Source organism: Actinomadura sp. ATCC 39365, assembly GCF_054392275.1.
Window position 1 is genome coordinate 2,211,673 of record NZ_CP184335.1, and the last position, 17,798, is coordinate 2,229,470.

At 71.8% G+C, this 17,798-nt stretch carries 16 protein-coding genes and 1 pseudogene; 7 read left to right on the plus strand and 10 right to left on the minus strand.

The features are described 5' to 3' along the window. Positions 1-161: 161 nt before the first annotated feature. From ACNF49_RS11205 to ACNF49_RS11220, 4 genes are all read left to right on the plus strand, one after another. A complete protein-coding gene (locus tag ACNF49_RS11205) occupies positions 162-1,517 on the plus strand; it encodes an HD-GYP domain-containing protein (protein ID WP_357985082.1) in 1,356 nt (451 codons plus the stop codon). Next, the gene (locus ACNF49_RS11210; protein ID WP_357985079.1) at positions 1,514-2,812 is read left to right on the plus strand and encodes an HD-GYP domain-containing protein; all 1,299 of its coding nucleotides are present in this window, start codon (positions 1,514-1,516) and stop codon (positions 2,810-2,812) included. The genes ACNF49_RS11205 and ACNF49_RS11210 overlap by 4 nt, the downstream gene beginning before the upstream one ends. A 99-nt stretch (positions 2,813-2,911) precedes the next feature. After that, a complete protein-coding gene (locus ACNF49_RS11215; protein WP_482943623.1) occupies positions 2,912-4,291 on the plus strand; it encodes an acetyl-CoA carboxylase biotin carboxylase subunit in 1,380 nt (459 codons plus the stop codon). A gap of 42 nt (positions 4,292-4,333) precedes the next feature. After that, positions 4,334-4,546, plus strand: a complete 213-nt coding sequence (locus ACNF49_RS11220; protein ID WP_357985073.1) for a biotin/lipoyl-binding carrier protein — start codon at positions 4,334-4,336, stop codon at positions 4,544-4,546. Here ACNF49_RS11220 and ACNF49_RS11225 read toward each other — a convergent pair. Next, positions 4,536-4,919, minus strand: coding sequence for a thioesterase family protein (locus tag ACNF49_RS11225; RefSeq protein ID WP_482943624.1), 384 nt, complete (start codon positions 4,917-4,919; stop codon positions 4,536-4,538). The two genes, ACNF49_RS11220 and ACNF49_RS11225, sit on opposite strands and share 11 nt — an antisense overlap. A gap of 239 nt (positions 4,920-5,158) precedes the next feature. On the opposite strand from ACNF49_RS11225, the gene ACNF49_RS11230 reads away from it, so the two are divergent. Continuing rightward, the gene (locus ACNF49_RS11230; RefSeq protein WP_357985067.1) at positions 5,159-6,856 is read left to right on the plus strand and encodes a serine/threonine-protein kinase; all 1,698 of its coding nucleotides are present in this window, start codon (positions 5,159-5,161) and stop codon (positions 6,854-6,856) included. Between the two features lie 4 nt (positions 6,857-6,860). Here ACNF49_RS11230 and ACNF49_RS11235 read toward each other — a convergent pair whose 3' ends face one another. The 5 genes from ACNF49_RS11235 to ACNF49_RS11255 are packed head-to-tail and all read right to left on the minus strand — an operon-like array spanning position 6,861 to position 11,948. After that, positions 6,861-8,507: an acetolactate synthase gene (locus tag ACNF49_RS11235; RefSeq protein WP_482943625.1), complete on the minus strand. Its 1,647-nt coding sequence runs from the start codon at positions 8,505-8,507 to the stop codon at positions 6,861-6,863. Positions 8,508-8,546: 39 nt separating this feature from the next. After that, on the minus strand, positions 8,547-9,323 hold the full coding sequence (locus tag ACNF49_RS11240; RefSeq protein WP_482943626.1) for an SAM-dependent methyltransferase: 777 nt from the start codon (positions 9,321-9,323) through the stop codon (positions 8,547-8,549). A gap of 50 nt (positions 9,324-9,373) precedes the next feature. Continuing rightward, positions 9,374-10,147 (minus strand): DUF4097 family beta strand repeat-containing protein, encoded by a 774-nt coding sequence (locus ACNF49_RS11245; protein ID WP_482943627.1) that lies wholly within the window; start codon positions 10,145-10,147, stop codon positions 9,374-9,376. Then, entirely contained in the window at positions 10,144-10,797 is a 654-nt protein-coding gene (locus ACNF49_RS11250) for a response regulator (RefSeq protein ID WP_357985055.1), read from the minus strand. The genes ACNF49_RS11245 and ACNF49_RS11250 overlap by 4 nt, the downstream gene beginning before the upstream one ends. After that, the gene (locus ACNF49_RS11255; RefSeq protein WP_482943628.1) at positions 10,788-11,948 is read right to left on the minus strand and encodes a sensor histidine kinase; all 1,161 of its coding nucleotides are present in this window, start codon (positions 11,946-11,948) and stop codon (positions 10,788-10,790) included. The genes ACNF49_RS11250 and ACNF49_RS11255 overlap by 10 nt, the downstream gene beginning before the upstream one ends. A gap of 135 nt (positions 11,949-12,083) precedes the next feature. Here ACNF49_RS11255 and ACNF49_RS11260 point away from each other — a divergent pair, with 135 nt between their 5' ends. Continuing rightward, on the plus strand, positions 12,084-12,659 hold the full coding sequence (locus ACNF49_RS11260; protein WP_482943629.1) for a hypothetical protein: 576 nt from the start codon (positions 12,084-12,086) through the stop codon (positions 12,657-12,659). Here the strand turns inward: ACNF49_RS11260 and bioD are convergent. Then, entirely contained in the window at positions 12,656-13,363 is a 708-nt protein-coding gene (bioD, locus tag ACNF49_RS11265; protein ID WP_357985045.1) for a dethiobiotin synthase, read from the minus strand. The two genes, ACNF49_RS11260 and bioD, sit on opposite strands and share 4 nt — an antisense overlap. A 35-nt stretch (positions 13,364-13,398) precedes the next feature. After that, positions 13,399-14,117: pseudogene (locus tag ACNF49_RS11270) on the minus strand (GntR family transcriptional regulator). 474 nt (positions 14,118-14,591) lie between these two features. Between ACNF49_RS11270 and ACNF49_RS11275 the strand changes: the two are divergent. Then, positions 14,592-16,061: a histidine kinase N-terminal domain-containing protein gene (locus ACNF49_RS11275; RefSeq protein ID WP_357985039.1), complete on the plus strand. Its 1,470-nt coding sequence runs from the start codon at positions 14,592-14,594 to the stop codon at positions 16,059-16,061. Between the two features lie 185 nt (positions 16,062-16,246). Here the strand turns inward: ACNF49_RS11275 and ACNF49_RS11280 are convergent, their stop codons facing one another. Together ACNF49_RS11280 and ACNF49_RS11285 are read right to left on the minus strand one after the other, a co-directional pair. Beyond that, the gene (locus ACNF49_RS11280) at positions 16,247-16,501 is read right to left on the minus strand and encodes a WhiB family transcriptional regulator (protein ID WP_113705541.1); all 255 of its coding nucleotides are present in this window, start codon (positions 16,499-16,501) and stop codon (positions 16,247-16,249) included. 275 nt (positions 16,502-16,776) lie between these two features. Beyond that, positions 16,777-17,742: a diacylglycerol/lipid kinase family protein gene (locus tag ACNF49_RS11285; RefSeq protein WP_482943630.1), complete on the minus strand. Its 966-nt coding sequence runs from the start codon at positions 17,740-17,742 to the stop codon at positions 16,777-16,779. Positions 17,743-17,798 lie beyond the last annotated feature (56 nt).

Genomic DNA, 17,798 nt, shown 5'->3' on the forward strand with positions numbered 1-17,798 from the left:
CGTGAGCTCCAGAAGTCGACGTGGAGGCATGTGGGATGTTGAAGGACAGGTTCACCCGGTCGCTCGCCGCCGTCATCGTGGTCACCTCGATGGTGGTCCTGGCCGGCATCGGCGCGCTTCCGCCAGGGGTTTCCTGGACCTGACCGCCGTAGGGGGCCGCAATGCGTGACCTGCCCTGGCCCGCGAGGGTCTACCTGGTCGCCGTGATCGCGGCGGCGGCCGCTCTCATCGGGCACAGCGCGATCGTCTCCGGCCCGCTCGTGGCGCCGGAGAATCTGGACATCCTGCTGGTGCTCGCGCTGCTCTTCCTGGTGTGCGAGTCGATGCCGACGCTGCTCAACGTGGAGCAGTTCGCGGTGTCGGTGAGCTTCTCGGCGTCGCTGGCCGCGGTCGTGCTGATCGGGCCGGAGGGCGCGGCGCTGGTGGGGCTCACCGCCGCGGTCAGTGTGCGGCCGGGGCTGCCGCTGATCAAGCGGCTGTTCAACGGCGCCCAGTTCGCCATCTGCGGCTACGCCTCCGGCTGGGTCTACGAGTGGCTCCATGGCACGGTCGGGGTGCCGCGGGTCAACGAGTTCGACAGCCTCATCGGCCCCTACGCCGCCGCGACCGCCGTGTTCGTGCCGCTCAACATCGTGCTCACGCTGACCATGATCAGCCTGGCGACCAGTGTGCGGGCCACGGAGGTGCCGCTGCGGGGCATGGTCCAGTTCCTGCTGTCCTACCTCGGTTACGGCACGTTCGGGCTGCTGGTGGCCGGGTTGTGGGCGACCGTGCAGTCGATCTCGGCGGTGCTGGTGCTGATGCCGCTGTTCGTGGCCCGGTGGGCGTTCGGCCAGTACCACGCCCAGCAGCGCTCGTACGACGCCACCATCGCCGCGCTCTGCCAGGCCGTCGAGACCAAGGACTACTACACCCGGGGCCACTGCACGCGCGTCTCGCTCGCCTCCAGCATGATCGCCGAGGAGATCGGCATGAGGCTCGAACGCCTGCGCGCCATCCGCTACGCCGGCATGCTCCACGACGTCGGCAAGCTGGGCGTGCCCACGAAGGTGCTGCAGAAGGACGGCCCGCTCACCGAGGGAGAGCTCGCCGCGATCCAGCTCCATCCGATGCGCGGGCTGGAGATCGTCCGCGGCATCGGCTTCCTCGACGAGGCCTACGCCGGGATCATGCACCACCACGAGCGCCACGACGGCACCGGCTACCCGATGGGCCTGGCCGGCGACGAGATCCCCGAGTTCGCCAAGGTGATCGCGGTGGCCGACGCGTTCGACTCGATGACCTCCGACCGTTCCTACCGGGGGGCGCGCCCGGTCGAGGTGGCGGTGGAGGAGCTGCGCAAGTGCGCCGGCACGCACTTCGACCCGGTCATGGTGGCCGCGTTCATCCGGGCGCTGGACCGTAATCCCTGGCAGCCGCCGCGCCGGGTCGAGGCGCCGCCGCCCGACGCCGCCGAGGCGACGATCAAGGACCACGACGACCCGACGATGCCGATCCAGGTCGTGAGCGGGCCATGACCACCACAGAGCGCGCCCGGCGCGCCGACAGGACGCCGACCACGGTCCTGCGCCGGCTCGACTCCGGCCAGTTGCTGCTGATCTGTGCGGCCGGTCTGGTCGCCGTCGCGGGGGTGGCGCACACGGCGGCCGTGGGGCTCGACCGTCCCGAGATCGCCATCGGGTTCGGCGCGTTGATCGCGGTCGGCGAGCTGGCCCGGCTGACCATGCCGGGCAACAGGGAGGTCGCGCCCATCGGCGCCGCCGCGGCGCTCGGCTACACCCTGCTGCTCGACCTCAGCCAGAACCAGTTGCGCCACTCCGCGCTGCAGGTCGTGGCCGTGATCGCGGCCGGGATGGTCGCGGGCGCGCTGCCCCACCTGGCCGTCGGCCGGCCGCCGCGGCTCGACGCGATGGCCCGCCGCCTGCTCACCGGCGCGCTGCTGGCCTTCGCCTTCCGCCCGCTGGCCGACCCGCTCTACCAGCTCACCAAGCCGCCGCCGGGCGCTCACACCTGGTGGCCGGCGCTCGTGGTGATGGTCTCGCTGATCACGGTGACGCTGCTGGTCGACGTGCTGATCGCGGCGCTGCTGCGGGCCGAGCGGCTGCGCACCGCGTTCCGGGTGGCGGTGCGCGACGAGATCAACATGGCGTTCCCGCTGGGGGCCGCGGTGGCCGCCTCCGGCGTGCTGCTCGCGCTCGCCACGCACAGCATGGACCTGGTGGCGCTGCTGGTGTTCGCCGCGCCGCTGCTGGTCACGCAGGTGGCCTTCCGCAAGTACGCCGGCATCCGCGCCACCTACCTGCAGACCGTCCGCGCCCTGTCGCGGGTCACCGAGGTCGGCGGCTACGTCGAGCCGGGCCACTCGCGCCGGGTGTCCCGGCTGGCCGTGGCCGTCGGCCGGGAGCTGGGCATGGCCGAGCCTGAGCTGCTGGAGCTGGAGTACGCGGCCCTCATGCACGACATCGGCCAGCTCTCGCTGCGCGACCCCATCCCGGGCGGCGCCACCGTGCTGGCCGATCCGGAGCAGGCGCGGCGCATCGCCGAGCTGGGGGCCGAGGTGATCAGGCAGACGGGCGTGCTCGACCGGGTGGCCGAGGTGGTCCGGAGGCAGTGCGACGAGATCGCCGACGACCCGCCGCTGTCCAGCCGCATCATCAGGGTCGCCAACGCCTACGACGACCTGGTGGGCCCGTCCACCGACCGCGACCGGTCGGGGGCGGCGCTGGAGCGCATCGGGCTCACGGCGGGCAGTGCGTACGACGCCGCCGCGCTCGACGCCCTGACCCGGGTGGTCGGCAGAGGCCGTGTCTAGCTGATTGCCCGCCTTTGTGGGGTTCCTACAGATCATTCTCCGTTGATCGGTACTTCACGGGAAAGGGGACGGGCCGACGGCGGTCATAGGGTTGTCCGCGTGATTGCTGAGACGCTCGGACCCGTTCTGATCGCCAACCGGGGGGAGGTCGCCCGGCGGATCATCCGTACGGTCAGGCGGATGGGCCTGCGTGCCGTCGCCGTCCATTCCGAGGCCGACGCCGGGCTGCCGTTCGTGCGCGAGGCCGACGAGGCGGTGCTGATCGGCCCGGCCGCCCCCGCGCAGAGCTATCTCGACCCTGCCAGGGTGCTGGACGCGGCCCGCGCCACGGGAGCGGGCGCGGTGCACCCCGGTTACGGCTTCCTGTCGGAGAACGCCGCGTTCGCGCGGGCGGTGATCGAGGCCGGGCTCGTGTGGATCGGGCCGACGCCGGAGTCCATCGACCGCATGGGCGACAAGATCAACGCCAGGAACCTCATGGAGCAGGCGGGCGTGCCCGTCGCCGCGGGCACCAGGGAGCCGGTCACCGACCTGGTCGCGGCGCTCGACGCGGCCGAGCTGATCGGCTACCCGGTCATGGTCAAGACCGCCGGCGGCGGTGGCGGGATCGGCATGAGCGTGGCCCGTGACGACGCCGGGCTGGCCAAGGCGTTCGAGCAGGCGGCCAGGGCGGCGGCCAGGTTCGCCGCGGCGGCCGCGGCGGGCGGCGCGGGCGACGCGCTGGCCGGGCCCGCGGTCCTGCTGGAGCGCTACGTCGAACGTGCCCGCCACGTCGAGGTGCAGATCCTCGGCCTGCCCGACGGCCGGGTGCTGGCCCTGGGCGAGCGCGACTGCTCGGTGCAGCGCCGCCACCAGAAGGTCGTCGAGGAGTCGCCGTCCCCCGGCATCGGCCCCGAGCTGCGCGAACGCATGCTGGCCGCGGCCGTGCGGGCCGGCGAGGCCGTCGGCTATCTCGGCGCGGGCACGGTCGAGTGCCTGGTCGACGCCGACGCCCAGGACTTCGTGTTCCTGGAGATGAACACCAGGCTGCAGGTCGAGCACCCCGTCACGGAGCTGGTCACCGGCCTCGACCTGGTGGAGCTGCAGCTCCGCGTGGCCGCCGGGGAGAGCCCGGAGATCACGGTGGCGCCCGAGGGGCACGCGATCGAGTTCCGGGTCTACGCCGAGGACCCCAAACGCTTCCTGCCCGGGCCCGGCCGGATCACGACCTGGGACGAGCCCGCCGGCGACGGCATCCGCGTCGACTCCGGCTACGAGGCGGGCAACACGGTGACCATGTTCTACGACCCGCTGATGGCCAAGCTGTGCGTGCTCGGGGCCGACCGTACCGAGGCGCTGGAGCTGGGACGCAAGGCGGTCGCGGAGTTCACCGTCGAGGGGCCGAAGAGCAATCTGCCCTTCTGCGCCGAGCTGCTGGAGAACCCGGCATTCGTCGCGGGAGACTACGACACGGGTCTGGTCGGGCGAATGCGGGCCTGACCCGGTCGACATTGTTGGTGGCGTCGGAAGAGGAGAGCACCGGTGGCCGAGGTACGCGCCGAGATGGTGGCGAACGTGTGGAAAGTGGTCGTCCGGGAGGGCGAGGCGGTCTCCGAGGGGGACACGCTGGTCATCCTCGAGTCGATGAAGATGGAGATCCCCGTGCTCGCCGAGGACGAGGGCGTGGTGTCGCAGCTCAAGGTGGCCGAGGGCGACGTGATCCAGGAGGGCGACCTGATCGCCGTCATCGACTGAGGCGGGCCAGGAACCTGGCGCGGTCGACGACCACCCGCTCGACCGTGCCCCGGCCCACGAGCGTGCCCTGCCGGTCGCGGGCCTCGAAGGCGAAGACCAGGCGCCGGCCGTCCACGTCGGTGAGCTCGGCGGTGAGCTCGACGTGGTCGCCGACGGCGCTGGCGGCCAGGTGTTCGAGCTCGACCCGGGTGCCGACGGACGTCTCGCCCTCGGCCAGGTGCGGGCGCACGGCCTCGACGGTGGCCCGTTCGGCCAGCGCGAGCAGCCTGGGCGTGGCCAGCACGGGCACGTCGCCGCTGCCGGCCCGCTCGGCTGTGTCGGATCTCTCGACCATGGTGAGCAGTTGCGAGCGGAGGCCAGGTGAGAGCGTCATGGAGGTCAGCCTACCGAGGGCTGTTCTGATCTCCAGGAAACGCGGACAACACCGCCCATAAGGCTCCAGGATAGGGTTTGTACGGCTTGCGGCATATGAGTGGCATATGGGGCTCCTGGGACAGGTACACTCTCGGGGTTTCCGTGACCACTGTGTTACCTCACCGCGACAAAAGTTCGCTTTGTTGGAGAACCGCGGGGTGGGCGAGGTTACCGATGTAGGGGGGTAGCGGGGGAGTCATGGTTGCCCAAGGCACGACGCTGGCGGGGCGGTATCGACTGGATACCCGCATCGGCGCCGGCGGCATGGGCGAGGTGTGGCGAGGCGAGGACATCGTGCTCGCCCGCACCGTCGCCGTCAAAGTGCTGCTCCCAGGCCGCATGGATGATCGGGGGTTCGTCGCCAGGTTCCAGGGGGAAGCCAGGGCGATGGCCACGATCAACCATTCCGGCGTGGTCGACGTCTACGACTACGGGGTGAGCGGCGACACCGTCTACCTCGTGATGAAGTTCGTGGACGGGGAGCCGCTCGACCGGCTGCTGGCCCGGCTCGGCCGGATCCCGCCGCAGGCGGCCATGGAGCTCATCGCGCAGGCCGCCTCGGCCCTGCAGGCGGTGCACGACCAGGGGATCGTCCACCGCGACGTGAAACCGGGCAACCTGCTCGTGCAGCGCGACGGCACGCTGGTGCTCACCGACTTCGGGATCGCCCGTTCCGACCTGGCCAACCGGCTGACCGACGCCGGCATGGTGCTGGGCACGGCCGCCTACTGCGCGCCCGAGCAGGCCGAGGGCGCGCCCGTCACGCCGGCCGTGGACATCTACGCGCTCGGTGTGGTCGCCTACGAATGCCTGCTGGGACAGCGGCCGTTCGACGGTGACAGCGCGGTCACGATCGCGCTCAAGCACATCCGCGAGGCCCCGCCGCCGCTGCCCGCCGACATCCCGCCGCAGATCAGGACGCTGGTGGAGGTGGCCCTGTCGAAGGACCCCGCCCGGCGGTTCCCGACGGCGAAGGCCATGAGTGAGGCGGCCCGCGCGGCCGGGCAGGGCCAGGCGATCACGCCGGTGGCCGAGATCGCGCCGCCGGCCACGGGCGCCACGATGGCCGCGCCGCCCGAGTCGTACCAGACCGGCGCCTACCAGGCGGGCCACTCCCAGCCGACGGCCGCCCACCAGCCGGGCCAGCCGCCCGCCTACCCGGGAGGACAGCCGCCGGCCGGGGCCGGCGCGTTCCAGACGGGGGCGCACCTGCCGGCCTCGTCGGAGGAGACCACCGCCGCCGTCGGCGAGCGCCGCCCGGGTGGCCGCCGCGCCGCCAAGGCGCCGCGCAGGACCGGCCTGGTCGTCGGCCTCGCGGTCGCGGTGGTGCTCGGCGTGGGCGCGGGTGCGGTCGCGCTGACGGGCATGGTGCCCGGCGCGCCGACGCCGACCGTCACGGCCTCCAACGATGGCAACAGCGACGACATCCCCGGCCCGACGAAGAACGGTCCCACGAAGACCAGGCCCCCGACGAGGACTCCGACGAAGACGGCCGTGCCGCCCACCACCAGGCCGCCCACGCGCGACGAGACCGACGAGCCGACGGAGACGGCGGAACCGACGACCACGCCCACCACCACCCCGACCACCACGAAGGGACCGACCAAGTCGCCGTCGAGCACGCCGACGACGACGGTCAAGAACATCACGGTGCCCAAGGTCGCCGGGCTGCCCTTCCTCAAGGGGCAGGAGATGGTCGAGGCCGCGGGGCTGCTGGTGCGCGTCCGCGACTCGTCCGTGACCACCGACGACCCCGCCTGCCGCAGGATCACCAAGACGGTGCCGGCCGGCGGCACGGTGGTCCCGGAGACGAAGGTGGTCACGCTCTACGTCATCGACGGCATCTGCACGACGCCGACGCCGTCGCCGACCCCCACGGCCACGCCGAAGTCGTAGGGGGTCAGATCCCCGTCGTGTTGCGGGGGTAGGCGACCTGCGGGTCGGTGGCGATGTTCACCATGTACGGGATGCCGGAGTCGAACGCCCTGCGCAGCGCCGGCCCGATCTCCGACGGCTTGGTGACCAGCTCGCCGCCGCCGCCCAGGGCGGTCACGACCTGGTCGTAGCGGCACTGCGGCTGGAGGTCGGCGGCCACGTCGTAGCCGTACAGGAGTTGCATGGGGTGCTTCTCCAGGCCCCACATGCCGTTGTTGCCGCAGATCATGACGACCGGCAGCCGGTGGCGGACGAGGGTGTCGACGTCCATCAGGGAGAAGCCGGCGGCGCCGTCGCCGAGCAGGAGCACGACCTGCGCGGACGGGCGGGCCAGGCGGGCGGCGATGGAGTAGCCGAGCCCGGTGCCGAGGCACCCGTACGGGCCGGGGTCGAGCCAGTTGCCCGGCTGCCTGGGCTCGACGTACTTGCCGGCGTAGGAGACGAAGTCGCCGCCGTCGCCGATCACCACGGCGTCGTCGGCCAGGACCTTGCCCAGCTCGCCGTAGATGCGCATAGGGTGGATCGGGTCGGTGTCGGCGGCCAGCAGCTCGGCGTCGTCCTCGATCGCTGCGGCGGCGGCCTCGGACAGCGTCGACAACCAGGGCGCGTACGAGCTGGGCTTGACCCCCGCGTCGCCGCAGGCCGCGCCGAGGCTCCACAACACCACCGACAGGTCGCCCGCGGCCTTGGCGGCGGGCTGCATGTGGGTGGCGAGCTGCGAGGGCGCGTCGGCGATGTGCACGACGCGGGCCAGCGGCGCGCCGTCCTTGCCGCCGAACCAGCCGTAGCCGAGCCGGAAGTCGAGCGGGGCGCCGATCACGATGACCAGGTCGGCCTGGGAGAAGGCCAGACCGCGGGCGCGGGTGACGAGCAGCTCGTGCCCGGCGGGCAGGATGCCGCGGCCCTGGCCGTTGGGGATGACCGGCAGCCGCCAGTTCTCGGCGAAGTCGCGCGCGGCCTCCTCGGCCCGGTCCATCCACACGTCGGAGCCGTAGACCAGCACCGGGCGCTCGGCCTCGGACAGCAGCCGGGCGATGGCGGCCAGGTCGTCGGGGTCGGGCTCCAGCGGCGAGGGCGACTGCGTGTGCACCTCGTGGGCGGGCGAGGGGGCGAACAGGTGGTCCATGTAGAAGTCGAGGAAGACCGGGCCGCGCTGGGGCGCGACGGCGGTGCGGAAGGCCGACTCGACGTCCTGGCCGATCGAGTCGGCGCCGGAGGCGGTGAACGACAGCTTGGTGATCGGGCCGAGCAGCGGCGGGTGGTCCATCTCCTGCAGGGCGCCGCTGCCCCAGCGCGACTGTGGCGCGCGGCCGCCCATGACGACCACCGGTGAGCCGTTGAAGTGCGCGGTCGCGATGCCGCTGACGCCGTTGGTGATGCCGGGCCCGGCGGTCAGCACGGCCAGGCCGGGCTTCCTGGTCAGCCGGGCCGTCGCCTCGGCGGCGAAGACCGCGCTCTGTTCGTGGCGCACGTCGAGGATGCGCATGCCCTCGTGGACCGCGCCGTCGTACAGCGGGAAGACGTGGCCTCCCGAGAGCGTGAACATGGTCTCGACGCCGTAGGCCTTGGACACGGCGACGGCGACGTCACCGGCGTGCTTCGCAGACTCCATGCCGGGAACTTACCAACCAGTGATAAGAGTAAACAGATCTTAAGGCTTGCGTCCGACCGCGCCGTAGCCCTCCACCTCGTCGGGCACGCCCACGGTCGCCGGTCGCCAGCGCGACACCGACACCAGACCGGGCTCGACGAGCTCCAGGCCGTCGAAGAAGCGCGCGATCTGTTCGGGGCTGCGCTGCACGTACGGCAGCGCGCCGCTGTCGTTGTACCGGTCGTGGGCGTCCCTGTTGGCCTGGCTGTGCACGTTCGTGCCGTCGTTGAGCGCCAGGTAGCTGCCGGCGGGCAGGGCGTCCAGGAGCTCGCCGACGATCGCGAGGGCGCTCTCGTCGTCGGTGATGTGGCCCATGATGCCGCTCAGGTTGAGGGCGACCGGCCGGCCGAGGTCGAGGGTCTTGGCGGCCGCACGGAGGATCACGCCGGGGTCGCGCACGTCGGCGTCGATGTAGTCGGTCGCGCCCTCGGGCGTGCCGACCAGCAGGGCGCGGGCGTGGGCCAGCACGAGCGGGTCGTTGTCGACGTAGACGACCCTGGACTCCGGCGCCAGGCTCTGGGCGATCTCGTGGGTGTTGTCGGCGGTGGGCAGGCCGGTGCCGATGTCGAGGAACTGCCGGATCCCGGCCTCGGCCGTCAGGTACGCGATCGTGCGCCTCAGGAACGCCCTGGACTCGCGGGCGCCCTCGCGCATGCCTGGGAAGATCTTCAGGAACTCGTCGCCCGCGATCCTGTCGACCTCGTAGTTGTCCTTACCGCCGAGCCAGTAGTTCCAGATGCGGGCGGAGTGGGGGACGCTGGTGTCGATCCCGGCCATGAAGGCTCCTTCGGGTGATGTCGCCGGGTTACAAACCTAGACGATCTCCACTATCCGCAGCAGACGCGGACGGACCCGAGCGGCGCCCGTGCCTCGATCTTCCTGGGCGCGCCCTTCGCCGCGTCGACCTCCACCTCGGTGCGGCGGCCCTCGGTCGTCACGTCGTAGGTCTCCGGCGGCAGCCGCAGGTCCACGTCGCCGGTGGCCCGCGCGACGGCCCTGACCGTGAGGGGCGGGTTGGCGAAGTCGAGCCGTACGTCGCCCGAGCCGGTCTCGACGTCGGCCTGGCCGCCGAGCATCGAGTTGCCGGAGACGGACCCGGAACCGGACCTGGCCCAGACCTCGCCGGTGACCCCGTCGGCCCGCACGTTCCCCGACACGGTCGTCAGCCGCACGGCGCCGACCACGTTGCTGACCGCGAGGTCGCCGACGGTCGTACGGGCATCGACCCCGGTCTCGAAGGGCACCAGCAGCGTGTAGTCCGCCTGGCACACGGGACCGTCCGGCCGGGGCGCGGTCCCGCACCGGATGTCCAGCCGCAGGGTGTCGCCGTTCCAGTCCTCGGTGATCACCGGCCGGTCGATCGAGGTCCACCCCACGGACCGGTAGATCGTCAGCTCTCCCGCGGGGCCCGGCACGATCTCGACGTTCACCTCGCCGCTGCCCGTGGTGACCTTCAGCGTGTCCAGCGTGAACGGGACAGACCTGGCCCGCGTCTCCTGCGGCGCGGTGGCCCGGGCGAACCCGTTCCAGACCAGCAGGACGGACAGCAGCAGGGCGGCCACCGTCGCCATGGCCCCCGCCGTCAGCCAGATGGTCCTCACGGCATGCTCCTGATCTTGAGGAACTGCAGGACGGCGAGCACCCGGCGGTGATCGCCCTCCGCGAGGGGCAGGTCGAGCTTGGTGAAGATGTTGCCGATGTGCTTGCCCACGGCGCCCTCGCTGAGCACGAGCGCCTGGCCGATGCCGGCGTTCGAGCGGCCCTCGGCCATGAGCTTGAGCACCTCGTGCTCGCGTGGCGTCAGCCGTTCCAGCGGGTCGCTGTCGCCGCGCAGCAGGAGCTGGGCGACGACCTCGGGGTCGAGGGCGGTGCCGCCGCCGGCGACCCTGCGCAGGGCGTCGATGAACTCGGCCACGTCGGCCACCCGGTCCTTGAGCAGGTAGCCGACGCCGCCGGTCGCGGTGGCCAGCAGGCGGGCGGCGTAGCGTTCCTCGACGTACTGGGAGAGCACCAGCACGGCCAGGCCGGGATGCTGGCGGCGCAGCACGAGAGCGGCGCGCAGCCCCTCGTCGGTGTGCGTGGGCGGCATCCGGACGTCGGTGATCACCAGCTCCGGCCGGTGCTCCTCGACGGCCCGCAGCAGGCCCTCGGCCTCGTCCACGGCCGCCACCACCCGCATGCCGGACGCGTCGAGCAGCCTGATCAGCCCCTCGCGCAGCAGGACGGAGTCCTCGGCCAGCACTACTCGCACGGCAGCTCCACCTCGATCGTGGTCGGCCCGCCGAACGGGCTGGACAGGCGCAGCGTCCCGTCCACGGAGTCGATGCGCTGGGCCAGGCCGCGCAGGCCGGTGCCGCCGTCGAGCCGGGCGCCGCCGCAGCCGTCGTCGTGGACGAGCACGTGCAGGCGGTCGCGCTCGCGCCGGACCATCACCTCGGCCCTGGTCGCGGCGGAGTGTTTGGCGATGTTGGTCAGTGCTTCGGACACGATGAAGAAGGCCACCGCCTCGATGGTCGGGGAGGCGCGCCGGTCGATGTCGACGCGCAGGCGTACGGGGAGAGGGGCGCGGGCCGCGACGCCGGACAGCGCCGCGTCGAGCCCCTGGTCGTTGAGCACGGCCGGATGCAGGCCGCGGACGAAGTCGCGCAGCTCCTTGAGCGCCTGCTTGGCCTCCTCGTGGGCCCGTTCGATCGCCTCACGGGCGGGCTCGGGCAGGTCGGTGAGGGTGGCCCTGGCCAGGCCGAGGTTCATGGCGAGCGAGACCAGGCGCTGCTGGGCGCCGTCGTGCAGGTCGCGCTCGATCCTGCGGCGCTCGGCGTCGGCGGCGTCGATCACCCCGGCCCGGCTCTCGGTCAGCGTCTCGATGCGCTGCCCCAGCTCGTTGCGGCTGGGCCCGAGCAGCGTGCGCGCCACCGACAGGTCGAGCGACGCCATGCCCCTGGCCAGGACCGGGGCGAGCAGCAGCAGCACCAGACCGGTCGCCATGGAGATCCCCACGATGACCGGATCGCGCAGATCGACGAGGAACACCAGCGGCGGCGCCTGCACCCGCGGCGGCACGAACGACAGCAGCCCCACCACGGCCCCGCCCCACGCCAGCGCGACGAGGAAAGCCGCCGCCGCGCCCACGAAGGGCGACAGCAGGTGGTAGGCGATCTGCCGCCAGGTGGCCGCCCTGCGCCAGCCGGCCGGCGCCACCGGCGGCGGGATGCGTACGTCGAGGAAGGCCGCGAACCTGGACCGCTGCACCCGGGTGAAGACCGGGACGCCGCGCCGCAGCACCGGCGGGGCCACGGCCAGCACCAGCGTCAGCCCGCCGAGCACCATGGCGACCGGCAGCCCGATCATCACGTGCGACGTGTCGAGCCAGGCACGCGCCGACCAGGGACGGGGGACTTTCATGCGTCAAAGGTATTGACCCACCAGACCTCCACGAAATGGGCCTGGTGTGCCGGTGGACGGTAGAGCTAACCCCACCCTCGAACAATTGCCGCACACAGAACATCTCACTCCAAAACAGAGCAAGGGGAGGTTCGCATGTTCGCAGCAGGGGTCGCCGCGCTGGCGGCCGCGTCCACGGTCCTGGGCGGGTTACCGCCCGGCATGTTGTTCCTGGAGAAGCACCCGCCCGCCAAGCAGTGGGAGACCTACACCGTCAAGAACTCCGTCGCGCTGCCGCTCCAGCTCGACCCGTGCCTGTCCTACCGGCGGCGGGACGGCGGCCGGCTGGAGGCGCGGGCCGTCCTCTACTCCAGCGAGGACGAGATGAAGTACGAGCAGCTCGTCGTCTACCGGAGCGTCCGGCACGCCAAGGCCGCCATGCGCATCCTGCGCGCGGACCTCAGGCGCTGCGCCGACGTGGGCAAGGGCGTCAACCGCCACCGCTACTTCAGCAAGCCCCTGGACGTGGGCGACGACGGCCTGCGCGCCGGCGGCCGGTTCTTCGAGAGCGGCGAGCACGCGGTCGCGGTCAGGCGCGGCGCGGCCCTCTACATCGTCGGCGAGTCGGCCTGGCCCACCAGAAGCCTGCCGCTCAAGGGCTTCCGCGGGCTGATCGACCAGGCGCGCCAGATGACCGTCAAGGTCTGCCGCCTGCCCGAGGCCGGCTGCTAGAGCACCCCCACCCGCCGCTTGAAGGCGGACGGGTCGAAGGAACCGCCCAGCGTGGCGCCCAGCCCCTCGCGCGCCGACCGGGCGAACGCCTCGCGGCCGAGTCGCCCGACCCCTTCGGGCAGTACTCCCGCCAGCGGCCGCGCGGCCAGCATCTCCAGGTCGGCGACGTTGCTCCGCTCGTCGATCCCGGCCTCCTCCGGCCAGCGCCCGATCACCACGCCCGCCAGGTCGAGCCCCCGGTGCGCCAGCGCCTCCAGGGTCAGCGCCGTGTGGTTGAGCGTGCCGGCCCCGGCCCCCGCCACCACCAGCACCTGCGCGCCCACCAGCCGGGCCAGGTCGGCGATCGTCGCGCCGTCCTCGTCGAACCGCACCAGCAGGCCGCCGGTGCCCTCCACGACGACCAGCCGGTTGCTCTCGGCCAGCTCCTCGACGAACCGGGCGGCGGCCGTCAGCGACACCGGCGGCACCCCGGCCACCCGCGCCGCGGCGGCCGGCGAGCGCGGCTCGCCGAAACGCGCCAGCTCGAACGTGGTGCTCACGCCGGAGAGCCGGATCACCTCGTCGAGGTCGCGCCCGCCGCCGGTCTGCGCCGGCTTCACCACGGCGACGGACGACCCCCGCTCCCTGGCCAGGGCGGCCACCGCTGCCGTCACGACGGTCTTGCCCACGCCGAAGTCGGTGCCGGACACGACGAGAACGCTCATCGTCCCAGCCTAGAAGCCGCCGTCCGCCATCCCGGTCAGGGACGCCGCAGGCGCGTGACGAACTTGTACCGGTCGCCGCGGTAGAGGGACTGCGCCCACTCCACCGGGTGGCCGTCGGCGTCGAAGGCGTGGCGGGTCAGCAGCAACATCGGCAGGCCGACGTCCACGCCCAGGGCCTTGGCGTCGTACGGGGTGGCGAGCACGGTCTCGATGATCTCCTCGGCGTCCGTGAGCCGTACGTTGTAGGCGTTGTGCAGCGTCTCGTACAGGGAGGCGTGCACCTCCAGCTCCCGCCGCAGGCGGGGAAGCGCCGCGCGGACAGGTGGGTGGTGTCGATCGAGACCGGCTCGCCGTTGGCCAGCCGGAGCCGGTGGATGCGCAGCACCCGGCCGCCGGGGTTGATGGCCAGCCGCCGCGCCAGGGCCTCGTCCGCGGTGATGTAGCCGATCTCCAGGATCTTCGTGTCCGGCTCCAGGCCCGCCGTGCGCAGGTCGCCGATGTAGGAGGTGAGCTGGAGCACCTGCGCCACCTTCGGCTGGGCCACGAACGTGCCCTTGCCCTGGATGCGCAGCAGCCTGCCCTCCACGACCAGCTCGGTCAGCGCCTGGCGGACGGTGGTGCGCGAGGTCTCGAACCGCACGGCCAGCGTGCGCTCGGGAGGAAGGGCGGTGCCCGCGGACAGGCTCTTGGTGAGCTCCAGAAGACTGCGTTTCACGTCGTAGTACTTGGGAACGCGGGGGCCGTCGTCGGTCACGCTCTCACCTTCACTTCTGGCACGGCGGTGAGGGCGTGTCTGATCACCGCGAGATCATCGGAACTCATATCGGCCCGAGCGGTCAACCACCTGGGAGGACGGCATATCCGCACGGAGCGCGCACACCGCCAAGTACGCGCGAATCCGGGCAGCTCAGACTGATTGTGAAGGATATCCACAGCAGCGTGCGCGATCGCAACCGAGGCCGGTGTCAGGCCCGCGTCGTCGAGGAGCCACCCGCCCGTGTCGATCACCTCCGGCAATGCCCGCGAAGCCCCGTCGTGGGGATCGAGCGATCCCGCCGTGTGACGGTTCTCACAGTATGAGATTCCCCGAAAGTCACGCCGGGTGCACGGTGCCGCACCCGTGCCGCGCCCGTGTCCCGCCGTGCGGAGTCCTTCCCCGGCCAGGAGCTGGGCATTCGATCAGGGGGTCGGTTTGGCTCTTGGCGGCGAAAGCACGCATGATGCACTCGTGCCGACTCTCAGCGACCTCGTCGCCCGCCACACCGCACTCGACGAGGCGGACCTCGACTGGCTGCACTCGCTGGTCTCCGACTGGCAGCTGCTGGCCGACCTGTCCTTCGCCGACCTCATCCTGTGGGCGCCGCTGCTCGGTGAGAACGGCTGGATCGCCATCGCCCAGATGCGCCCCACCACCGGCCCCACCGTCTACCACGACGACATCGTCGGCAGCGTGGCCGCCAAGGGCGAGCGCCACCTCATCGACACCGCCTGGAACGAGCGCCGCATCTGCCGCGAGGGTGACCCCGACTGGTCCACGGGGGTCCCGGTGCGCGAGGAGACGATCCCGGTGCGCCGGGCGGTCGACAACGGCGAGGGCCGCTTCCTCGGGGTGATCCAGCGCTCCACGAACCTGTCCTCGGCCCGCACCCCGTCCCGGCTGGAGCTGACCTACCTCCAGAGCGCGTCCGACCTGGCGCAGATGGTGGCCGAGGGGCGCTTCCCGTTCTCGGGGGAGGAGCCGATCCTGGTCCGCTCGCCCCGCGTCGGCGACGGCCTGCTGCGGCTCGACCGGGCCGGGCGGGTCACCTACGCCTCGCCCAACGCGTTGTCGGCCTACCGGCGGCTGGGCCTGCACGCCGACCTGGTCGGCGCCGAGCTGGGCCGGGTGACGGCGACGCTGTGCTACTCCGACGAGCCGATCAACGAAGACCTGATGATCGTGGCCAGCGGGCGCGCGGCCAAGGAGACCGAGGTCGAGTCGGGCGGCACGATCGTGCAGCTCAGAGCCATCCCGCTGATCGTCGGCGGCGGTCGCATCGGCGCGCTCGTCCTCATAAGGGACGTCACCGAGCTGCGGCGGCGCGAGCGCGAGCTGATGACCAAGGACGCCACGATCCGCGAGATCCACCACCGCGTGAAGAACAACCTCCAGACGGTCGCCGCCCTGCTGCGGCTCCAGGCGCGGCGCCTGCAGGTGCCCGAGGGCCGCGAGGCGCTGGAGGAGGCCGTGCGCCGGGTCGGCTCGATCGCCATCGTGCACGAGACGCTGTCGCACGCGCCGGAGGAGTTCGTCGACTTCGACGAGATCGCCGACCGGGTGATCGCGATGGCGGGCGAGGTGTCGGCGGCCGAGGCGGCGGTCACGCCCCGCCGGGTGGGCGCGTTCGGCGTGCTGCCCTCGCTCATCGCCACGCCGCTGGCCATGGCGCTGACCGAGCTGCTGCAGAACGCGTTGCAGCACGGGCGTCCCAAGCGGATGGAGGTGCTGGTCGAGCCCGCCCCCGACCGGCTCAACGTCACCGTCTGGGACGACGGGCGCGGCCTTCCGGCGGACTTCGACCTCGACAAGTCCACCAGTCTCGGGCTGCAGATCGTCCGCACGCTGGTGGAGGGGGAGCTGTCGGGCAAGCTCACGATCGAGCCGCGGGAGGGCGGCGGCACGCACGTGGGGTTGTCGATCCCGTTGCCGTCCGCGTGAGGCTCCGTGGGGCCGGGCGACCGCCCTTCAGGGGCGGCGCCCGGTCCGTACGAGCCTGGCCGCCGCGTACGCGACGCGACGGGGTCTTGGCGGAAACGTCGATCACGCCAAGCTGGGCGGCTCCTGCGGGGAAGGCAGGGTCGATCGGAGGTGTGGATCAGGTGGGGCAGATCAGGCTGGGCAGATCAGGCGGAGGCGCGGGCACGGGCGCGGGCGGTGCGGCGCTTGAGGGCGCGGCGCTCGTCCTCGCTCAGGCCGCCCCAGACGCCGGCGTCCTGTCCGGACTCCAGCGCCCACTTCAGGCAGGCGTCGACGGCCGGGCAGGACCGGCAGACCTGCTTGGCCTCTTCGATCTGCATCAGGGCAGGGCCGGTGTTGCCGATCGGGAAGAACAGCTCGGGGTCCACGTCACGGCAGGCAGCTCGGTGGCGCCAGTCCATGCGTCCACTCCTTAGTAGATGGAACCTTTGGTCGGCTCCGTGCGGCTACTACTTTGTGAAGAGTTTCACTAACTCGCGCGAACAATTACCCGAATCCAGGTGTTGGACCGGGGTTGTCCGCCTGACGGCCGGAGGGCCTTGGGGTTGTTAAAGGTCCTACGTTCCGACGTCAGTCTTGAGCCTTCCAGCCACGGAGAGTGCACGCAAGGGGGTTGGGGCGAAGTTTTGGCGGTTATGGATGTCGGATGCGTCACACAATGACCGAATGTAACCAGCTAGACCAGAACTTGTAACGCGTTCGGGGTAGACCGGAACGTTACGGATTCGCGTTCGCCCAGGTAGTCCCCGTCCAGCTGGAAGGCCACGGGACGGTCGGCCGTGAGGGTGAACTCGGCCTCGTCGTGCAGCTGGACGAGGTGTTTGCCGGACGGGACGGCGTCACTCTCCGTGAGGATCTGCCGGATCAGGCCGGCGATCTGGACGGGCCCCATCCGCCTCAGCCCGAGCAGGTCGAGCCCGGTCTCGAAGCTCGCCCAGGGCGTCGGCGTCACCGGCTTGGCCCCCAGGTACGTCCACGGCGAGGTGTTGGTGATGATCGCCATGAACACGCCCGCGGCCGCCGGGATGCCCGGCCCGGTCAGGGTCATCGGGGCGTGCCGTTTGTCCGTGGCCAGATAGTGCCGCAGAGCGGTGTTCACATACCGGGCAGGAGTGGCCTTCCTCCCCGTGCCCCGCAGGCCCTCCACGGCCCGTACGACCTCGGCGTCGTAGCCCATGCCCGCGCAGAACGTGAAGTACCGGTTCTCTCCCTCCCAGAGGGCCTGCCCCAGGCCCACGGTCCGGCGCCGGCCCTCCCTCAGCGCCTCCAGGACCGCGCCGGTGGCCTCGACCGGGTCGTTCGGCAGGCCGAGGGAGCGGGCGAACACGTTCGCGCTGCCGCCGGGGATCACGATGAGGCCCGGACGTCCGGAGCTCGGATCGTCGGCCGGCGGGACGTCGTGGCCGTTGACCGGGTTGAGCAGGCCGTTGACGGTCTCGTTGATCGTGCCGTCGCCGCCGAGCACCGCGACCACGTCGAAGCCCTTGGCGCGGGCCGTGGCCGCCAGCGTCGCGGCGTGCCCCCGGTAGCCGGTCTCCTCCACCGACAGCTCCACGGCCGCGCCCAGCGCGCGGATCAACACGTCCCTCGTGCGGGCGTTGGTGGTGGTGGCCTTGGGATTGACCAGCAACATTGCGCGCATATCGCCAGCGTAGCCGCTGATCGCCGACCCGTTCGGGGTGGGGGAACATCCCCGGC

Coding starts and splice junctions, on each gene's coding strand:
- ACNF49_RS11205 (WP_357985082.1), top strand. CDS start 162: ATGCGTGACCTGCCCTGGCCCGCGAGGGTCTACCTGGTCGCCGTGATC.
- ACNF49_RS11210 (WP_357985079.1), top strand. CDS start 1,514: ATGACCACCACAGAGCGCGCCCGGCGCGCCGACAGGACGCCGACCACG.
- ACNF49_RS11225 (WP_482943624.1), bottom strand. CDS start 4,919: ATGACGCTCTCACCTGGCCTCCGCTCGCAACTGCTCACCATGGTCGAG.
- ACNF49_RS11230 (WP_357985067.1), top strand. CDS start 5,159: ATGGTTGCCCAAGGCACGACGCTGGCGGGGCGGTATCGACTGGATACC.
- ACNF49_RS11235 (WP_482943625.1), bottom strand. CDS start 8,507: ATGGAGTCTGCGAAGCACGCCGGTGACGTCGCCGTCGCCGTGTCCAAG.
- ACNF49_RS11240 (WP_482943626.1), bottom strand. CDS start 9,323: ATGGCCGGGATCGACACCAGCGTCCCCCACTCCGCCCGCATCTGGAAC.
- ACNF49_RS11255 (WP_482943628.1), bottom strand. CDS start 11,948: ATGAAAGTCCCCCGTCCCTGGTCGGCGCGTGCCTGGCTCGACACGTCG.
- ACNF49_RS11260 (WP_482943629.1), top strand. CDS start 12,084: ATGTTCGCAGCAGGGGTCGCCGCGCTGGCGGCCGCGTCCACGGTCCTG.
- bioD (WP_357985045.1), bottom strand. CDS start 13,363: ATGAGCGTTCTCGTCGTGTCCGGCACCGACTTCGGCGTGGGCAAGACC.
- ACNF49_RS11280 (WP_113705541.1), bottom strand. CDS start 16,501: ATGGACTGGCGCCACCGAGCTGCCTGCCGTGACGTGGACCCCGAGCTG.
- ACNF49_RS11285 (WP_482943630.1), bottom strand. CDS start 17,742: ATGCGCGCAATGTTGCTGGTCAATCCCAAGGCCACCACCACCAACGCC.